This is a genomic window from Streptomyces sp. NPDC029292 (assembly GCF_055569295.1).
Genome location: NZ_JBVHXR010000019.1, coordinates 39393 through 54778, shown reverse-complemented (window position 1 = coordinate 54778; position 15386 = coordinate 39393). Strand labels below are relative to the sequence as shown.

Here is a 15386-nt window from a genome sequence, read left to right as displayed (position 1 = left end):
GAACTCCGTTGTTCGGGGACTGAAGTGAGGCTCAGATCTCGATGCGGCCGGCCAGCAGGGCGGGGAGCCGGTCCGCGACCGTGGCGGTGAAGGCGTCCTCGTCCGCCAGGTCCGTCGCGCCGAGGACGCGCAGGAGCGCGCGGACCGTCTCCACGGGACGGATGGCCGGCCCCCAGCAGGCGGCGAGGGCGTCGGCCGCGGGGTCGGTGAGTGCGTCGGCCTGACGGGTACTGTGCGCCCAGGCGGCCAGGGCGAGTTCGAGGACCGGGGTGCTCCTGCCGCGTGCGCGCAGGGTGCGCAGGGCGGGCAGCCAGCGCTCCGTGATCTTCAGTGATCCGTCGGAGCCGATCTGCCGCAGCAGGTGGTGCATGGCGGGATTGCGGAAGCGTACGACGAGGTCGTCGGCGTATGCGTCCGGATCGGGGCCGCCTGCGGGGAGGGTGGGGGCGACCTCCGTGCACAGGGCCCGGACGAGGCGCTCGCCCCAGTCCGCCGCCAAGGTGTCGGCGATGGTGGTGTGGCCCGCGACCATGCCGAGGTGGGCCAGGGCCGAGTGGGAGCCGTTGAGCAGCCGCAGTTTGGTGAACTGGTAGGGCGCGGCGTCCGGGACGAACAGGGCGCCGTCCAGTTCCCAGGGCGGCCGGGGTGCGGCGAAGGAGTCCTCCAGGACCCACTGCCGGTACGGCTCACCCGTCACAGGGAGGGCGTCGTGGACGCCGAGCGCGGCGGCGGCCGCAGCCCGGTCGGCCTTGCTGGTCGCGGGTACGATCCGGTCCACGACTGTCGCGGGGAAGGCCACGGCTTCGGCCATCCGGTCCAGGATCTGTGTACGGTCCGGCCAGGCGGACGCACGGACGAAGTCGCTTACGACCCGGCTCAGCGCGACGCCGTTGTCCGCCATGTTGTCGCAGGACACGACGCTGACCGGGGGCGCGCCCGCGCGCATCCGCGCGGCCAGCCCGGCGGCCAGGCGCCCGACCACCGTGGTGAGGGGGCCGTCGGGGTCCGCCGCGAGGTCGGCGGCGACCGGTGCCGCCGCGGTGTCCAGTCCGCCGGTCCGGGGGGAGCGGTGGTAGCCCTTCTCCGTGATGGTCAGGGTCACCACCGTCACCTCGGGGTCGGTGAGCAGGGCGTCGACGGCCGTGGCGTCCGGGCCCATGGCCAGCGCGCCGGTGAGCGCGCCCACGACGCGGGCGAGGCTGCCGTCCGGGCGGCGTTCGGTGAGCGAGTACAGGCAGTCCTGGTCCCGCAGAGCGTGCACGGTCTCTGCCGAGCGGGGCGCGACGGCGGCGATGCCCCAGGGCTCACCGGACCGGGCGGCGGCTTGCTCGGTGTAGACCGCCTGGTGCGCCCGGTGGAAGGCGCCGAGGCCGAAGTGGACGACGCGGGTGCGCAGATCGGCGGGGTCGGCCGCTGGACGCTGCTCGGGTGCAAGCCGGGAGAGCGCCGCGCGGTCCAGGGCGGGGAGGGCGACGGCGCTCACCAGTCGTGCACCGAGCCGTCGAGGCGGCGCGCGACCGGGAGATAGCGCCGCTGGTAGGGGAAGCGTTCCGCCGCCTTTTCGTCGTACTCGACGCCGAGGCCCGGTTCCTCGGAGGGGTGGAGCATGCCATCGGCGAACGTGACGCCGGTGCGGAACACCTCGGCGGTCTCGTCGGGATGGCCCATATGCTCCTGGATACCGAAGTTCGGCACGGTGACGTCGAGGTGCACGGCGGCGGCCATGCTGACGGGGGAGAGGTCGGTGGCGCCGTGTGAACCGGTCCGTACCTGGTAGAGCGCCGCGAGGTCGAAGATCCGCCGCAGGTGGGTGATGCCGCCCGCGTGGACGACGGTGGTGCGTACGTAGTCGATGAGCTGCTCGGTGATCAGGTGCTGGACGTCCCAGATCGAGTTCATCACCTCGCCGACCGCGATCGGTGTCGTGGTGTGTTGGCGGATGAGCCGGAACGCCTCCTGGTTCTCAGCCGGGGTCGGGTCCTCCATCCAGAACAGTCGGCAGCTCTCGACGCTCTTGCCGAAGCGGGCCGCCTCGATGGGGGTGAGCCGGTGATGGACGTCGTGGAGGAGATGGAAGCCGAAGCCGAAACGCTCCCGAACCGCTTCCAGATAGGTGGGCGCGAAACCGAGGTAGGCCTCGGTGTCCCAGGGCTGCTCGTCGGGCAGCTCGGTCGCGGCCGGTTCGTAGACCTTTCCCTTGCGTACGCCATAGGTGCCGCCGACGTCGGGCACCGCGGCCTGGGCCCGGACGGCCTTGTACCCCAGCTCCAGATGGCGCTCGACGTCGTCCAGCAGCGAGGGCACGTCCGTGCCGCTGGCGTGCGAGTAGACCAGTACGCCGTTCCGGGAGCGGCCGCCGAGGAGCTGGTAGACGGGCAGCCCGGCGGTCTTGCCCTTGATGTCCCACAGCGCGGTGTCGACGGCGGCGATCGCCGTCATGGTGACGGGTCCGCGACGCCAGTACGCGCCCCGGTAGAGGTACTGCCACATGTCCTCGATGCGGGCGGGATCCCTGCCGATCAGCAGCGGGACCACGTGGTCGCGCAGGTAGCTCGCCACGGCCAGCTCGCGACCGTTGAGCGTGGCGTCACCGAGTCCCGTCACGCCGTCCGACGTGGTGATGCGCAGCGTGACGAATGTGCGGCCGGGAGACGCGACGAACACTTCGACGCGCTCGATCTTGCTCACAGGGGCTCCTTACGGCGAACCGAAGAGTCGCCGATTCAGTCGGGCCCGCCGGTCGTGCAGTCGAGGTCGTGCAGTACTTGTATACAAGCACCTGTCGTGCAGCTCGGGCAATACTCGCGTCACCACGTTTTTACCTGCGGGACCGCGCCGACCCGGCGGCTCGCCGACGCGGACGCTCGCGGTCGCGCGGGCGCCCGGCCAACGGTCGGACGCCGGGGGTGCCGACCGGGTCGGCAAAGGCGCCGGTCGGAAGCGTGCCCACCGACTACGTACGATGGGCTCATGGCTCAATCGAACGGGCGGCGGACGAGTCGGCGCGATATCTACCTGAAATTGCGTCAGATGGTCCTGACCCTCGAACTCGCCCCGGGCGCCGCCCTGTCGGAGAACGAACTCGCCGCGGCCCTGGGCGTCAGCCGTACGCCGGTGCGGGAGAGCCTGATCTTGCTGGCCCAGGAGGGCCTGGTGCAGGTTTTTCCGAAGATCGGGTCGTTCGTGTCCCGGGTGGACCCGGCACAGGTCGCCGACGCCCAGTTCCTGCGGGAGGCCGTCGAACTCGCCTCACTGGAGGACCTGCCCACGCCGCTCGATCCCGCGGTCGTCGGGGAACTGCGGGACAACTTGAAACGCCAGCAGCGCGCGGACCTCGACCTGGAGGAGTTCTTCGAACTCGACGAGGCGTTCCATCAGGGTCTGATGCGGCTGAGCGGTCATGGCGACGTCTGGACCACCGTCGCCGCGGCCAAGGGGCACCTGGACCGGGCCAGACGCCTCGGCCTTCACGAGAACGTATCCCCGGCGGTGTTCGCTGCCCAGCACCTCGAAATCTTCGACGCGGTGGTCGGTGGGCACGTCTCGCTCGCCCGCACCGCCATGCGTACTCACCTGCGGGCCGTCTTCAGCGACATCGAACGCATCCGCGCGCACTCACCCGAACTGTTCGCCACCGATCCCTCGACGGTACCGGTGCGACGCAACGTCGTGGTCTGGGAGTGACCGCGCCCGACTGTGCCGTGGCCCGGGGCCCGGCCCATGGCGGGCGTGCTGGCGACGTCCGTCAGGGCGGCGCCGTTGACCTGGCCGACGGGGAGCCGGGCGAAACCATGGCCATCGATCACGGACTTGCCCCGCCACCACCAGCCGTGCAGGGGCTCGTATCCTGGGGTTGCCCTGACGGAGTTTGGTGGACACCAATCGGGACAACTCGAATCGTCAGGTGCGGTTGAGCTTCCTCGCGGGCGAGTGATCTTCGGTATGGATCTTCCAGTCGCCTGCGATGTCGGCATCGGGACGAGGTGCTGAGGACGGAGCCAAGGGCGACCTCTGGACACGATGGGGCATAGTCGTGACGCGATCCGTCCGGAGTGTCGACTCGCCCTGTCACGTGCGGTGTTGAAGACCGAACGGTCCGAGTGACGTCACCTTTCGGTAGTGGCGACGCCGCCACCCAGTTCGTCGGCCAGGCAGGCGAGGTGCAGGGCCATGGTGGTCCGGTACTCACGCAGTGGACGGCCGGTGATCTGCTCGATCTTGTTCATCCGGTAGACGACGGTGTTGCGGTGGATGTGCAGGGCCGCCGACGCCCGTACGAGGTTGAACCCGTTCTCGCACCAGGCGGTGATCGTGTCGCGTAGTACCGGCCAGTCCGGTTCGGCCCGCAGTTTCGCGGCGGTGAGCTCGATCAGGCGGTTGCGGGAGTGACGTACGGCCCTCGCCCGTGGACGGCGCGCACTCGCCGGTCCACGCCTTGTTGTGGCCGCGATGGGGGTGCCGCCGCTGGACAACCTCGACCTGGAAGCGCTCTCGGCCGTGACCGCCGAGGCCGGGCGGTACGAGTTCCTGCTCGTCGTGGCGCCGCTGAACGTTCCGGGCGGGACGGGCTCGCCCGTCAACCCGGTCGCGGTCCTGTGACGGCGCGTGCGGAACCTTGCAAACCGTGACTCATACGGTTAAAAAACGTATTCTCTTCGATATCAGGATATTTGCGAAATTTTGATTTTCGACGACGTGAGTGAGGCGAATCGTGGTTCGGTCCGGCGGGGAACCGGCGCCGGCGGGGCGTGCCACAGGCGGCACGGGGCCCGCCCGTTCCCGTGAGCGGTTTCTGCAGGGCGAGCCGGTCGAGACGGGGGTACGAACATCGATCTTGCATTCGTGGCAGCGCAGCCGATCCCTGGGCCTCTCGCCGGACCAGTCCGACCTTCCCTTCCGGGAGGATTTCGATCGGGACGGTCGGATCGTCCGAGCGGCCGTTCCCGTGCTCGACCGGCTGCGGGCCAGGTTTGCCGGCAGCGCGATGAACATCTCCGTCGCCGATCCGAGCGGGACGGTCCTCCTGCGCCGTTTCGGAGAGGCGTCGGTGGCCAGAAGTCTGCCGGCGATTCAGCGCGTCCCGGGATTCGTTTTCTCCGAGCAGGTCGCCGGTACCAACGGCATCGCTCTCGCGCTGGCGGAGCGGCAACTCATCCGGGTCTATGGTGCCGAGCACTTCGCCGAGCGCTCCCAGGGAAGCGCCTGCCGCGCGCTTCCCATCCGCGACCAGCTGAGCGGCCGCATCGAGGGTGTCCTGTGCTTCGGCTATCCGCGCAGCGCCGAGGACCCGGCGTTGGCCGGCGTGATACGCAAGGCGGCCGAGGCCATCGAGTGGCGGCTGCTGGAGCAGAGTTCCGCGCGCGAGCGCGCTCTGCTGCGGGCGTATCTGGACACCGGAGCCGAAGCCGCCGTCGGCCCTCACCGCATCATCGGGGTGGACGAACTGGCCCTCGAGCTGCACCCCCGTGACCGGGCGATCCTCCTGGAGAAGGCCGCCGAGCTGATCTCCCGTGCGCAGCGGGCCGCCGTCGACGTGTCCCTGCTCGACGGCCGGCAGGTCACGCTCGTGAGCCGTCCGATGACGAGTGGCTCAGGGGTGGAAGGCGTCGCCATCGAGGCCGTGCTCCCCGGCTCCTCACCGCGAGAGCCCCTCGCCATCCCGAGCCAGGTCGACGAGCTGCTGGGCTTCCTCGCCGAGCCTGTCGTCGTCACTGTCGCCCCGCTGTCCGGGGCGGTTTCCGCCACTGTGGCGCCCGGGCATCTCTCCGTCACCCCGCCGTTCAGGCACCTTCCCGACGCCGTACTCGGCCAGTTCGCCACGGCCGGTAGCGGTGGCGTGGTGGACGATCACCCCGACTCGCCGCCCCTGGCAAGGGGGCTCGTGATGGTGGGGGAGCCGAACGTGGGGACGTACGCCCTGGCCGCGCGCCGCCGCCTGGAGCTGCTGTCCGAGGCCAGCGCCCGCATAGGCACCACTCTGGACGTGCGCCGCACCGCCCAGGAACTCGCCGAGACGGCGGTGCCACGACTGGCCGACTTCGTCACGATCGACCTGCCCGAGGCCGTGCTGCGCGGCGAGGAGTCCGCCGACCCCCGCAGTGACCTGCACCGTACGGTGGTCCACGGCATCCGCGACGACTGTCCCTTCACTCCGGTCGGCAAGCGGATCGACTTCGGCCCGACCACGCCCCAGCTGCGTTGTCTGACCAGCGGGCAGGCGGTACTGGAACCGGACCTGAAGGTCGCCGCGGGCTGGCTCGCCCAGGACCCCGAGCACACCGAACGGCTGCTCACCCAGGTCCACTCCCTCATTGCGGTCCCCCTGGTCGCTCGCGGCGTGGTCCTGGGCATCGCCAGCTTCTATCGCGCGCAGGACCCGGCCCCCTTCGGTGACGACGACCGCTCGCTGGCCCTGGAACTCGCCAACCGCGCCGCCCTGTCCATCGACAACGCCCGGCGCTACACGCGCGAACGCACCATGGTCCTGACCCTGCAGCGCAGCCTGCTTCCGCACGGCCTGCCCGATCAGGACGCCGTCGAGGTCGCCCATCGCTACCTGCCCGCCGAATCCGACGTGGGCGGAGACTGGTACGACGTCATCCCCCTCTCCGGCACCCGAGTCGGCCTCTTTGTCGGCGACGTCGTCGGCCACGGCATGCTTTCCGCCGCCACCATGGGCCGGCTGCGGACCGCCGCGCGCAGTTTCGCCGAGCTCGACTTCCCCCCGGACGAAGTCCTCACCCACCTCGACAACCTCGTGGGACGCCTGGACCGGGAGGAGCCCGACGGCGCCGGTATCGGCATCATCGGCGCGACCTGCCTGTACGCCATCTACGACCCGACCTCACAGCAGTGCGCCATGGCCCGCGCCGGGCATCCTCCGCCCGCGCTGGTCCAGCCCGACGGCACTGTGTCGTTCCCCGACCTGCCTGCCGGGCCCCCTCTCGGCCTCGGGGGCCTTCCCTTCGAAGCCGCCGAGATCCACCTCCCCGAGGGCAGCCAGCTGTTCCTTTACACGGACGGACTCATAGAGGACCGGCACCGCGACGTCGACGTGGTCCTCGACCAGCTGCGCGGAGCCCTGGCCCACCCGGAGCGCACACCCGAGGAGACCTGTCAGGCGGTCCTGGACACCGTGGCGCCCGCCCACCCCGGCGACGACATAGCCCTGCTCGTCGCCCGCACCCATGCCCTGGACCCCCACCGGATCGCCACCTGGGACCTGGCCGCCGACCCGGCCCTGGTCAGCGAGGTCCGCGCTGCTGCCCTCCGGCAGTTGGCCGACTGGGGGCTCGACGAGGCCGCGTTCGCCGCGGAGCTGATGCTCAGCGAGCTGGTCACCAACGCCATCCGCCACGGTGCCGGGCCCATCCGGGTACGGCTGGTCCACCACCACACCCTGATCTGCGAGGTTTCCGACACCAGCAACACCGCCCCGCACCTGCGCCGGGCGGCCACCACCGACGAGGGTGGCCGCGGTCTGTTCCTCGTCGCGCAGCTGGCACAGAGCTGGGGTACGCGCTACCTGCCCGAGGGCAAGGTCATCTGGGTCGAGTGCGGGCTCGACGCCGCCTGAGGGGCTGAGTACGGCAATCCGGCGGACGCGACCGTCGTCGGGCACCCGGCACGCGACCGCCGCACACGTGGAATGCCTGGGCGGCCCGCTGGCCCGCTGGCCCGTTGGAGTCACAGAAGCCGGCGAGATGTCTGAAATGCTGTGATTGGCCCTACTAGTATCAACGATGAAGTCGGGAAGAACTCGCCAGGCCGACCCCCGGAGATGTCCGTGCATGACGCTCCCGACACGTCTGCGAAGGCGGTCCCGCCCTTCGGAGCGGAACCTCTGGTCCGCATTCGCGGGCTCTGCAAGCGGTTCGGTGGGACCCTCGCGCTGGCCGGGGTCGACCTCGACGTCCACGCCGGCAGCATCCTCGCCCTCCTCGGTCCCAACGGTGCCGGAAAGTCCACGCTCATCAAGGTGCTCGCCGGCGTCCACCACGCCGACGCGGGGCAGATCACGGTGGCCGGGCACCCGCTCGGGAGCCATGCCGCCTCCCGCAGCATGTCCTTCATCCACCAGGACCTCGGTCTCGTGGAGTGGATGACGGTCGCCGAGAACATCGCCCTGAGCACCGGGTATCCGCGCCGCGCCGGCCTGATCTCCTGGAGGCGGACCCGGGAGCGCTGCACCGACGCCCTGAAGATCGTCGCCGGACATCTCGACCCCGACGCGCCGATCGCCCGGCTCGCCCCGGCCGAGCGTTCGCTGGTCGCCATCGCGCGCGCCCTGGCGGCAGGCGCGAAGCTCATCGTCCTCGACGAGCCCACCGCCCGCCTCCCCGCCGCGGACTGCGCCCGGCTCTTCCGCGTGCTGTACGCCCTGCGCGACCAGGGGCGCGGCATTCTCTACGTCAGTCACCGGCTGGACGAGGTGTACAAGGTCGCCGACACCTTTGCCGTCCTGCGCGACGGCCACCTCGTCAGCCAGGGCCCGCTGGCGGGCCACAGCCCCGCCCGTCTGGTGCACGACATCGTCGGCGAGGAACCAACCGACTTCCGCCCTTCCACGGTTCCGGCCGACGGCCCGGCCGTCCTGACCCTTGACGGCGTACGGACCGCCGGCGCGGGACCGGTCAGCCTGGAACTCAGGGCCGGGGAAGTCCTGGGCCTGGTCGGCCTCTCGGGCGCCGGGCACATGGACCTGGGCCGAGCCCTCGCCGGTTCGCGGCCCGTCCTCGACGGGCGGGTCCTGCTCGGCGACCGGCCGTACAGCCCGCGTTCGGTCGCCGACGCCGTCGGCCTCGGCGTGGGCTTCGTGACCGGCGACAGACAGCGCGAGGGCTGTGCCGCCGCGCTGACCGTACGGGAGAACCTCCTGGCCAACCCCCGCGCGGAAGGTCTGCCGACGCTGCACTGGATCATCCCCCGCCGCGAACGCGCCGAGGCCGCCACCCTGATCGAACGGTTCTCGGTGCGTCCCCGCGACAGCGAGGCTCCCATCGCCACCCTGTCCGGCGGAAACCAGCAGAAGGTCATGATCGGCCGGTGGCTCAGGGTGGGCCTGCGCCTGCTGATCCTCGAGGAGCCGACTGCGAGCGTGGACATCGGCGCCAAGGCCGCGGTCTACCGGCTGCTCGACGATGCGCTGACCGCCGGCCTCGCGGTCCTGCTCATCTCCACCGACTTCGAGGAGGTCGTGGGCGTGTGCCGGCGAGCCCTGGTCTTCGTCCGCGGGTCCGTGACGGCCGAGTTGAGTGGCCCGGCCCTCACGGTCGCCGGGCTCACCCGGGCGGCGTCGGCCATGCCCCTCTCCGGAACCGCGACGAATCCATGACGGCCTCTCCCCCCTCGCCCCGCCCCCGGCCGCAGCGACCGGGTCCGCTGCGCCGCCTCGGCCGACCGGGCAACCCACAGCGACTACGCAGACCGGGCGGGCACTTCATCGGCACGTACGGCCTCCTGGCTCTCACCGCCCTGCTCTTCCTGATCTTCTCCGTCACTCTGCCGCGTACCTTCCCCACGCTGGACACCGTCGACGCGATCCTGTCCACCCAGTCGATCCCGGCCGTCCTCGCGCTCGCCGCCACCGTCCCCATCGTGACGGGCAAATTCGACCTCTCCATCGGCTACGGCCTCGGCCTGGCGCACGTCATGGTGATGCAGCTGGTCGTCAACGACGGGTGGCCCTGGCCGCTCGCCTGCCTCGCGGTGATCACCGGCGGGGCGGTCGTGGGCGTCCTCAACGGGGTCATCGTCGAGTTCGGCCGGATCGACTCCTTCATCGCCACTCTCGGGACCGGCAGCATGCTGTACGCCGTGACCGGCTGGATCACCGACGGTGGCCGGATCGTCCCCGGCCCGCAGGGCCTCCCGGCCGCCTTCACCGACCTCTACGACTCCACGTTCCTCGGCCTCCCCGTCCCCGCCTTCTACGTGCTCGCGCTCGCCGTCGCCCTCTGGCTGATGCTGGAACGGCTGCCGCTCGGCCGGTACCTGTACGTCATCGGCTCGAACCCGCGCGCCGCCGACCTCGTCGGCATCCGGACGCGCAGGTACTCCGTCTACGCCTTCACCGCATCGGGGCTGATCGTCGGCTCCGCCGGTGTGCTGCTCGCGGCCCAGCAGCAGATCGGCAATCCCAGCGTCGGCCTCGACTATCTGCTGCCCGCCTTCGCGGGCGCCCTCCTCGGCTCCACCGCGATCAAACCCGGCCGCCCCAACGCCGTGGGCACCGTCGTCGCCGTTGCAGTCCTCGCCGTCGGCCTCACCGGCATCGGCCAGATGGGCGCCGACTTCTGGACGATTCCGCTGTTCTACGGTGGCACCCTGCTCATGGCTGTCGGCCTGTCCGGCTACTCCGCCCGCCGCCTGCGCACCGGCGCCACAGCGATCCGCGATGCGCCTGCCGCGGCGCCTCCACCGCCGTCCGCCCCAACACGGGGCGGTGGTACAGCGGGCACCACTCCATGACCCATGCCACGGGTACCACCTGCGTGCCCACGGCCGCATCTTCCCGCTCATTACTCCGCGAGGAGCTCCCGTGCACTGCAACCGCAAAGCCACCCCCGGTGTCATCAAGGTTCGGTGCGTCGCCACCCTGCTGGCCGCGGCAACCGTCCTCGCGGGCTGCGAACGCGGCTCGTCGAGCGGCCCGGGGGACTCCACCACGGGCCCGAGCGGCTGCCCTGCGGTCCACGCCCGGGCCCGGGCCGCCGTCAGACAGACGGAGAGGACCGACGTCCCCTGGAACGGGCCGACCAATGGCCCCACGGCGGTGTCCGGTAAGACCATCGTCTACGTCGCCCAGACCATGACCAATCCCGGAGTCGCAGGCGCCGCGAACGCCGTGCGGAATGCCGCACGGGACATCGGCTGGAACGTCCGGGTGATCGACGGAACGGGCACCCCCGCCGGCATCCAGGCGGCCCTGAGCGAGGCCGTGACCCTCAAGCCCTCTGGCATCGTCCTCGGCGGCTTCGACCCCAACGAGACCTCGCAGCAGGTCTCGCGGGCCAACGCGGCGCGCATCCCGCTCATCGGTTGGCACGCGGTCGCGTCCCCCGGCCCCAGCCAGAGGCCCAAGCTCTTCACCAACGTCACCACCCGGGTCGAGGACGTGGCCGCAATCAGCGCGCAGTGGGTCATCGAGCACTCCAACGGCCACGCCGGGGTCGTGCTCATCAGCGACGCCTCCATCCCCTTCGCCAGGAACAAGGCCGAGCTGATCAGGAAGGAGCTCGCCACCTGTTCGGGAGTGAAGCTGCTGGCGCAGGAGAACATCCCGATCCCGGACGCGAGCAGCCGTACCCCCCGGGAGATCTCCGCCCTCCTCTCCCGCTTCCAGGGCAAGTGGACCCACTCCGTCGCCATCAACGACCTGTACTTCGCCGACGCCGCCCCCGCCTTCCGTGCTGCCGGCAGGAAAGGCTCCGGCCCACCCTTCAACATCGGCGCCGGTGACGGCGACCCCTCCGCCTTCCAGCGCATCAACAGCAAGCAGTACCAGGCCGCCACCGTCCCCGAGCCGCTGTCCCTGCAGGGCTGGCAGATCGTCGACGAGTTCAACCGCGCCTTCTCCGGCCGACCCGCCAGCGGATATGTGGCTCCCGTCCACATCGCCACGGCCGCCAACAGCCATGGGGCGACGACCTGGGACCCGTCGGGCTATCGGGAGGCGTACCAGAAGATCTGGGGCAGGTAGCAGCTGCACGACGCCGACCCGCACCAGTCATGGCAACGGGCCGAAGTCGGCGCGTACGGATAGTGGCTCCGTATCCATCTGCGGGGGCGGGGCGTACTCGGTGAGCAGGAGTGCGATGCCGTCCGCCCGGTCGGGGGAGCGGCGGGCGTCCCGCAGCAGCGCGTCGGCCAGATCCTCGATGCGGCAGCCGCCCATGTGGGCCAGTGAGGCCCGCAGCCGGGCGATGCCGGAACCGATGTCCGAGGCGCGCCTGTCGACCAGCCCGTCCGCGTACAGGGCCAGGACCGATCCGGGCACGAGGCACAGTTCCGACTCCCGACAGTCGGCCGTTGCCTCGACGCCGAGCAGAGGGCTGCCGGGCGCATCCAGGATTTCGGCGCGTCCGTCGGGTAGGCGCGGCAGGGGCGGGCAGTGGCCCGCGCGGACGATGCGCACGATCCCCGAGCGGGGGTGGCAGCGGGCGTAGCAGCAGCTGGCGAGCAGCGCGGTGTCGAGGTCCAGAAGGAGCCGGTTGGTGCCGGCGACGACGTCTCTCGGCCGGTGGCCGGCGGTGACGAAGGCACGCACCGCACTGCGCAGCCGGCCCACGACGAGCCCGACTGGCAGTGGGCTCACCGGGCGATCGGCGTCGTCCACCGGCCCGAACACGAAGGTGAGGAAACCGGCCGCCGGCTCCGGCGAAAACGAACATGACGTCCTGGGCGCCGTGGCGGATTTCGGCGACGATGGGTGGCAGGAGCTGCTGGTGATGGCCACGGGAGAGCGACAGGGAGGCGATCCGATCGAGCCGCGAGTGTCCGGGCTGAGGCTGGGGCCATTCGCGGACACCGGTTGGGGGCAGCGCACCCGACACCTTGACCTCGGCGAAATGCGTGACGTCGCCGTTGCCGACTACGATCGCTATCCCGACCTGGCCGCCTTCACCCATCCCGGCGACGGGGTCAATGAGACGCAAGCTCGGCTCGGCAGCAAGGCCGTTGGGCTCGCGAAGCGCGCGGGCACGCAGGGACACGGCGGCCTGGTTGCTTACTTGTGGGGTGCGCCAGTGTTCATGCGGTCGAGGCCGGCCAAAGTGTGGTTGCCCCAAGGGAGTTTGATGGACACGACGGGATAATCTGATCCGTAAGGTGCAGTTGAGCTTCCTGGGATGAGCCGAGCGGGACTGTTCTGGCGACCGTCTGCCCGCCCGTCGGCGGGCAGATCGCGCGCCCTCTACTGTCGGGAGTTCGGCACCTTCAGCCGGTCCCAGCTGACCTTCCCCGGAATCCCGTCCGAGTCCTTGCCCTTGAAGCCCAGTTTGTGCTGCCACGCCGTGTAGGACTTGCGGTCCGCGTCGGTCCAGTCGGGGCTCGGGCCCTCCTCGTAACGGCCGCAGCCCTCCGCGACCAGGCGCTTGCCCATGGCGGTGATCAGCGGGTCGTGGCGGCCGATCTGGAAGAAACCGGCGCCCGGGAACGGCTCGTACTCGGGCCGGGGCTTGGGCTGGGGTTCGGGGTCGGAGCTTCCGCCGCCGTCCGGCTTGCCCTTCAGGCGGTCGGCGATGCGGGAGCGCATGCCGTCCATCGTGAAGCCGCGCGGGTCCTGCTTGCCCGGCTGCCACTCCTTGTGGCCGATGACGGAACGCTCGCTCCAGCCGTGGTGGCGGCAGATCGCGGCCGAGACCTTCTCGATGGCCTCCTTCTGGGCCTCGGGCCAGGGGTCCTTGCCGTTGCCGAGGTTGATGCACTCGAAGCCGTAGAAGTGGCGGTTGCCGTCGGTGTCGGCCTCGTTGTCGTGCGGCAGTTTCGTCTCGTTGACGACGGCGCGCAGTACGTCTCCGTCGCCGAGGCCCGCGTGGTTGGCACGGCCGTTGCCGACCAGGTGGACGTGACCCTTCTTGTCGATCACGCCGTGGCACAGGGGGCCGGGCAGGGCCGTGTAGCCGTCGTAGCAGAGGGCCACGGACGAGTCGGTGCCGGAGGTGACGGTGTGGTGGATCATCACTCCGTTCATCGGACCCCAGGGGCCTTTGGAATTGCGGTTGTGCGTACGCCAGTTGCGTACCTCGTGGACCGTCACACCCTCCGCGCGCAGGATCTCCACCAGCTTGGACGCGCTCAGTGGCTTGGCCATCACTTGTCTCCTTCCACTGCGGCTTCGGCCTCTGCCGTCGTCTGGGACCGGGGGTTGGACGGCCCGTCGATGGCCTCCGCCGCGGATTCCTCCTGGGCCGCGAGGGCCTCGGCGGCCAGCGCCGCCTCGTCCGCGGCCGGGATGCTGTGCGCGAGCGTGGTGAAGGCGAGCCGCAGGTCGACGGGGGCGTCCTCGCCCTTCACCAGGGCCAGCGGCGCGAAGTGCCGCCCGATACCCGCGGGCGCCTGGAGCAGCGGCTTGCGCGCGTCGTTCGTGGGCCACTCGACGCTACCGGTCGCGGAGCGGGCCGGGATGATCCAGTGGTCGCCGGTGCGGTAGGTGCCGCCCTTGGCGAAGTACACCTCGACGCCGTCCTCGAGGGGCAGCCACTCGCCTTCCTCGACGCGGATCGCGCCACCGCTCAGGCCGGCCGTGCGGCCACGGCGCTTGGGGCCCGCCTGGTGGTCCCAGCGGCGCAGGAACGGGTGCAGGTGCGGCAGCCGTCCGACACCGGGCTCCGGCTCGGCGGACAGCCGGACCCGGCGGCCCGGCAGGTCCAGCTCCTCGACCCGCAGCAGAGGGAGTGCCTCCAGCCGCGACGCGTAGGCGGTGTCGGTGAACTCCACCTGGTCGCCCACGTCCAGGTCCAGCTTGTCGTCCTGGCCGAGCGACGCCAACTGCACCCAGGTGCCGTCCAGTTCGTCGACCGGGAAGACGACCGAGCCGTTCTCGCGCGACCACTTGAACGTGGCGTCGGTGGCCGGGCCGCCAGCGTGGACCTCCACCCGGTACAGCTGGTTCTCCGGGCCGCGGTATCGGGCGTCCGGCTTGACCAGGCACGGGTCCTCGTCCGCGTGGTCGGGCCGCTCGGCGCGGGCCGCGAGATGCGCGGAAGGGGTGCTCTGGTCGCGCGCCCACTGGCCGAATTTGGCGCTCACCTGCTCCTTCGACGGGTCGGTCTCCTCGAGGCCGAGCGCGGCGAGGGTCAGCGGAAGGACCTGCCAGACGACCTTCGAGCGGGCCGCCGTGTCCGGCATCGCCGAGCCGAGCGCCACCTCGCGCAGCGCCGGGTCCTCCGCCGCGGTGACCGACCTCTCCCACACCTTCAGATAGACCACGAAGGGCACTTGGGCGGGCGACGGCAGCCGGTCGCCCGGCTTCTCCGGGTCGCGGAAGCCGTCAGGCTGGTCCCAGTACGTCCAGAATGCGGGCGGCGCGGAGGCCTGGGTGTCGTCGTCCGCGGCGTCCTCGTCCGGCACCGGTACGCCGGGCGCGGGCCGGTCCGCGTCGCACAGGATGCCGTCGACGTAGTAGCGGCCGCCATAGATGTTCAGGGTGTCGATGTCGTGCTTGCCGCCCACGTACTGGATGCGGAAGCCCGCGGCGTCGCGCGGGCCGCCGTGCTGGCCTATCAGGTCGGCGGCCAGCGTACGCACCCGGTGGAGCTCGATCGCGGCCTGCTCGTTGGCGTCGGCGTCGAGCTGGACGCGGCCCTGCTGGGCGATGACCGCGGAATAGTGCCGCTCCGGGCGGAAGGTGGAGCGGGAGAGATCAGCGTGCATGAAGGGAATCC

General features: G+C 70.9%; 12 protein-coding genes and 1 pseudogene. 7 read left to right on the top strand and 6 right to left on the bottom strand.

Features of this window, described 5'->3' with window-relative positions; genetic code table 11:
- Positions 1–31 precede the first annotated feature (31 nt).
- Both ACZ4WS_RS34305 and manD read right to left on the bottom strand, forming a co-directional pair.
- Positions 32–1483 carry a mannitol dehydrogenase family protein gene (locus ACZ4WS_RS34305; RefSeq protein ID WP_467986674.1) on the bottom strand — a complete coding sequence of 484 codons (1452 nt, stop codon included), beginning with the start codon at positions 1481–1483 and terminating at the stop codon, positions 32–34.
- A complete protein-coding gene (gene manD, locus ACZ4WS_RS34300; protein ID WP_467986673.1) occupies positions 1480–2688 on the bottom strand; it encodes a D-mannonate dehydratase ManD in 1209 nt (402 codons plus the stop codon). Before manD ends, ACZ4WS_RS34305 begins: the two co-directional genes overlap by 4 nt.
- A 282-nt stretch (positions 2689–2970) precedes the next feature.
- On the opposite strand from manD, the gene ACZ4WS_RS34295 reads away from it, so the two are divergent.
- Positions 2971–3684, top strand: coding sequence for a GntR family transcriptional regulator (locus ACZ4WS_RS34295; protein ID WP_467986671.1), 714 nt, complete (start codon positions 2971–2973; stop codon positions 3682–3684).
- 422 nt (positions 3685–4106) lie between these two features.
- Here the strand turns inward: ACZ4WS_RS34295 and ACZ4WS_RS34290 are convergent, their stop codons facing one another.
- Positions 4107–4310, bottom strand: coding sequence for a PucR family transcriptional regulator (locus ACZ4WS_RS34290; RefSeq protein ID WP_467986887.1), 204 nt, complete (start codon positions 4308–4310; stop codon positions 4107–4109).
- Between the two features lie 62 nt (positions 4311–4372).
- On the opposite strand from ACZ4WS_RS34290, the pseudogene ACZ4WS_RS34285 reads away from it, so the two are divergent.
- The 5 genes and pseudogenes from ACZ4WS_RS34285 to ACZ4WS_RS34265 form a co-directional block, all read left to right on the top strand.
- Positions 4373–4599, top strand: a pseudogene (locus ACZ4WS_RS34285) (cyclase family protein); the annotation flags it as partial.
- A gap of 112 nt (positions 4600–4711) precedes the next feature.
- Entirely contained in the window at positions 4712–7576 is a 2865-nt protein-coding gene (locus ACZ4WS_RS34280; RefSeq protein WP_467986670.1) for a SpoIIE family protein phosphatase, read from the top strand.
- 210 nt (positions 7577–7786) lie between these two features.
- The gene (locus ACZ4WS_RS34275) at positions 7787–9334 is read left to right on the top strand and encodes a sugar ABC transporter ATP-binding protein (protein ID WP_467986669.1); all 1548 of its coding nucleotides are present in this window, start codon (positions 7787–7789) and stop codon (positions 9332–9334) included.
- Positions 9331–10470 (top strand): ABC transporter permease, encoded by a 1140-nt coding sequence (locus ACZ4WS_RS34270; protein WP_467986667.1) that lies wholly within the window; start codon positions 9331–9333, stop codon positions 10468–10470. Before ACZ4WS_RS34275 ends, ACZ4WS_RS34270 begins: the two co-directional genes overlap by 4 nt.
- A gap of 70 nt (positions 10471–10540) precedes the next feature.
- Positions 10541–11701, top strand: coding sequence for a substrate-binding domain-containing protein (locus ACZ4WS_RS34265; protein ID WP_467986666.1), 1161 nt, complete (start codon positions 10541–10543; stop codon positions 11699–11701).
- A gap of 27 nt (positions 11702–11728) precedes the next feature.
- Here the strand turns inward: ACZ4WS_RS34265 and ACZ4WS_RS34260 are convergent, their stop codons facing one another.
- On the bottom strand, positions 11729–12316 hold the full coding sequence (locus tag ACZ4WS_RS34260; protein ID WP_467986665.1) for a PP2C family protein-serine/threonine phosphatase: 588 nt from the start codon (positions 12314–12316) through the stop codon (positions 11729–11731).
- Between the two features lie 91 nt (positions 12317–12407).
- Between ACZ4WS_RS34260 and ACZ4WS_RS34255 the strand changes: the two genes are divergently transcribed.
- A complete protein-coding gene (locus ACZ4WS_RS34255) occupies positions 12408–12815 on the top strand; it encodes a hypothetical protein (RefSeq protein WP_467986663.1) in 408 nt (135 codons plus the stop codon).
- Positions 12816–12913: 98 nt separating this feature from the next.
- On the opposite strand, the gene ACZ4WS_RS34250 is transcribed toward ACZ4WS_RS34255, so the two are convergent.
- Both ACZ4WS_RS34250 and ACZ4WS_RS34245 read right to left on the bottom strand, forming a co-directional pair.
- Entirely contained in the window at positions 12914–13813 is a 900-nt protein-coding gene (locus ACZ4WS_RS34250; RefSeq protein ID WP_467986662.1) for a peptidoglycan-binding protein, read from the bottom strand.
- Positions 13813–15375 carry a DUF6519 domain-containing protein gene (locus ACZ4WS_RS34245; protein ID WP_467986661.1) on the bottom strand — a complete coding sequence of 521 codons (1563 nt, stop codon included), beginning with the start codon at positions 15373–15375 and terminating at the stop codon, positions 13813–13815. Before ACZ4WS_RS34245 ends, ACZ4WS_RS34250 begins: the two co-directional genes overlap by 1 nt.
- Between the last annotated feature and the right edge of the window lie 11 nt (positions 15376–15386).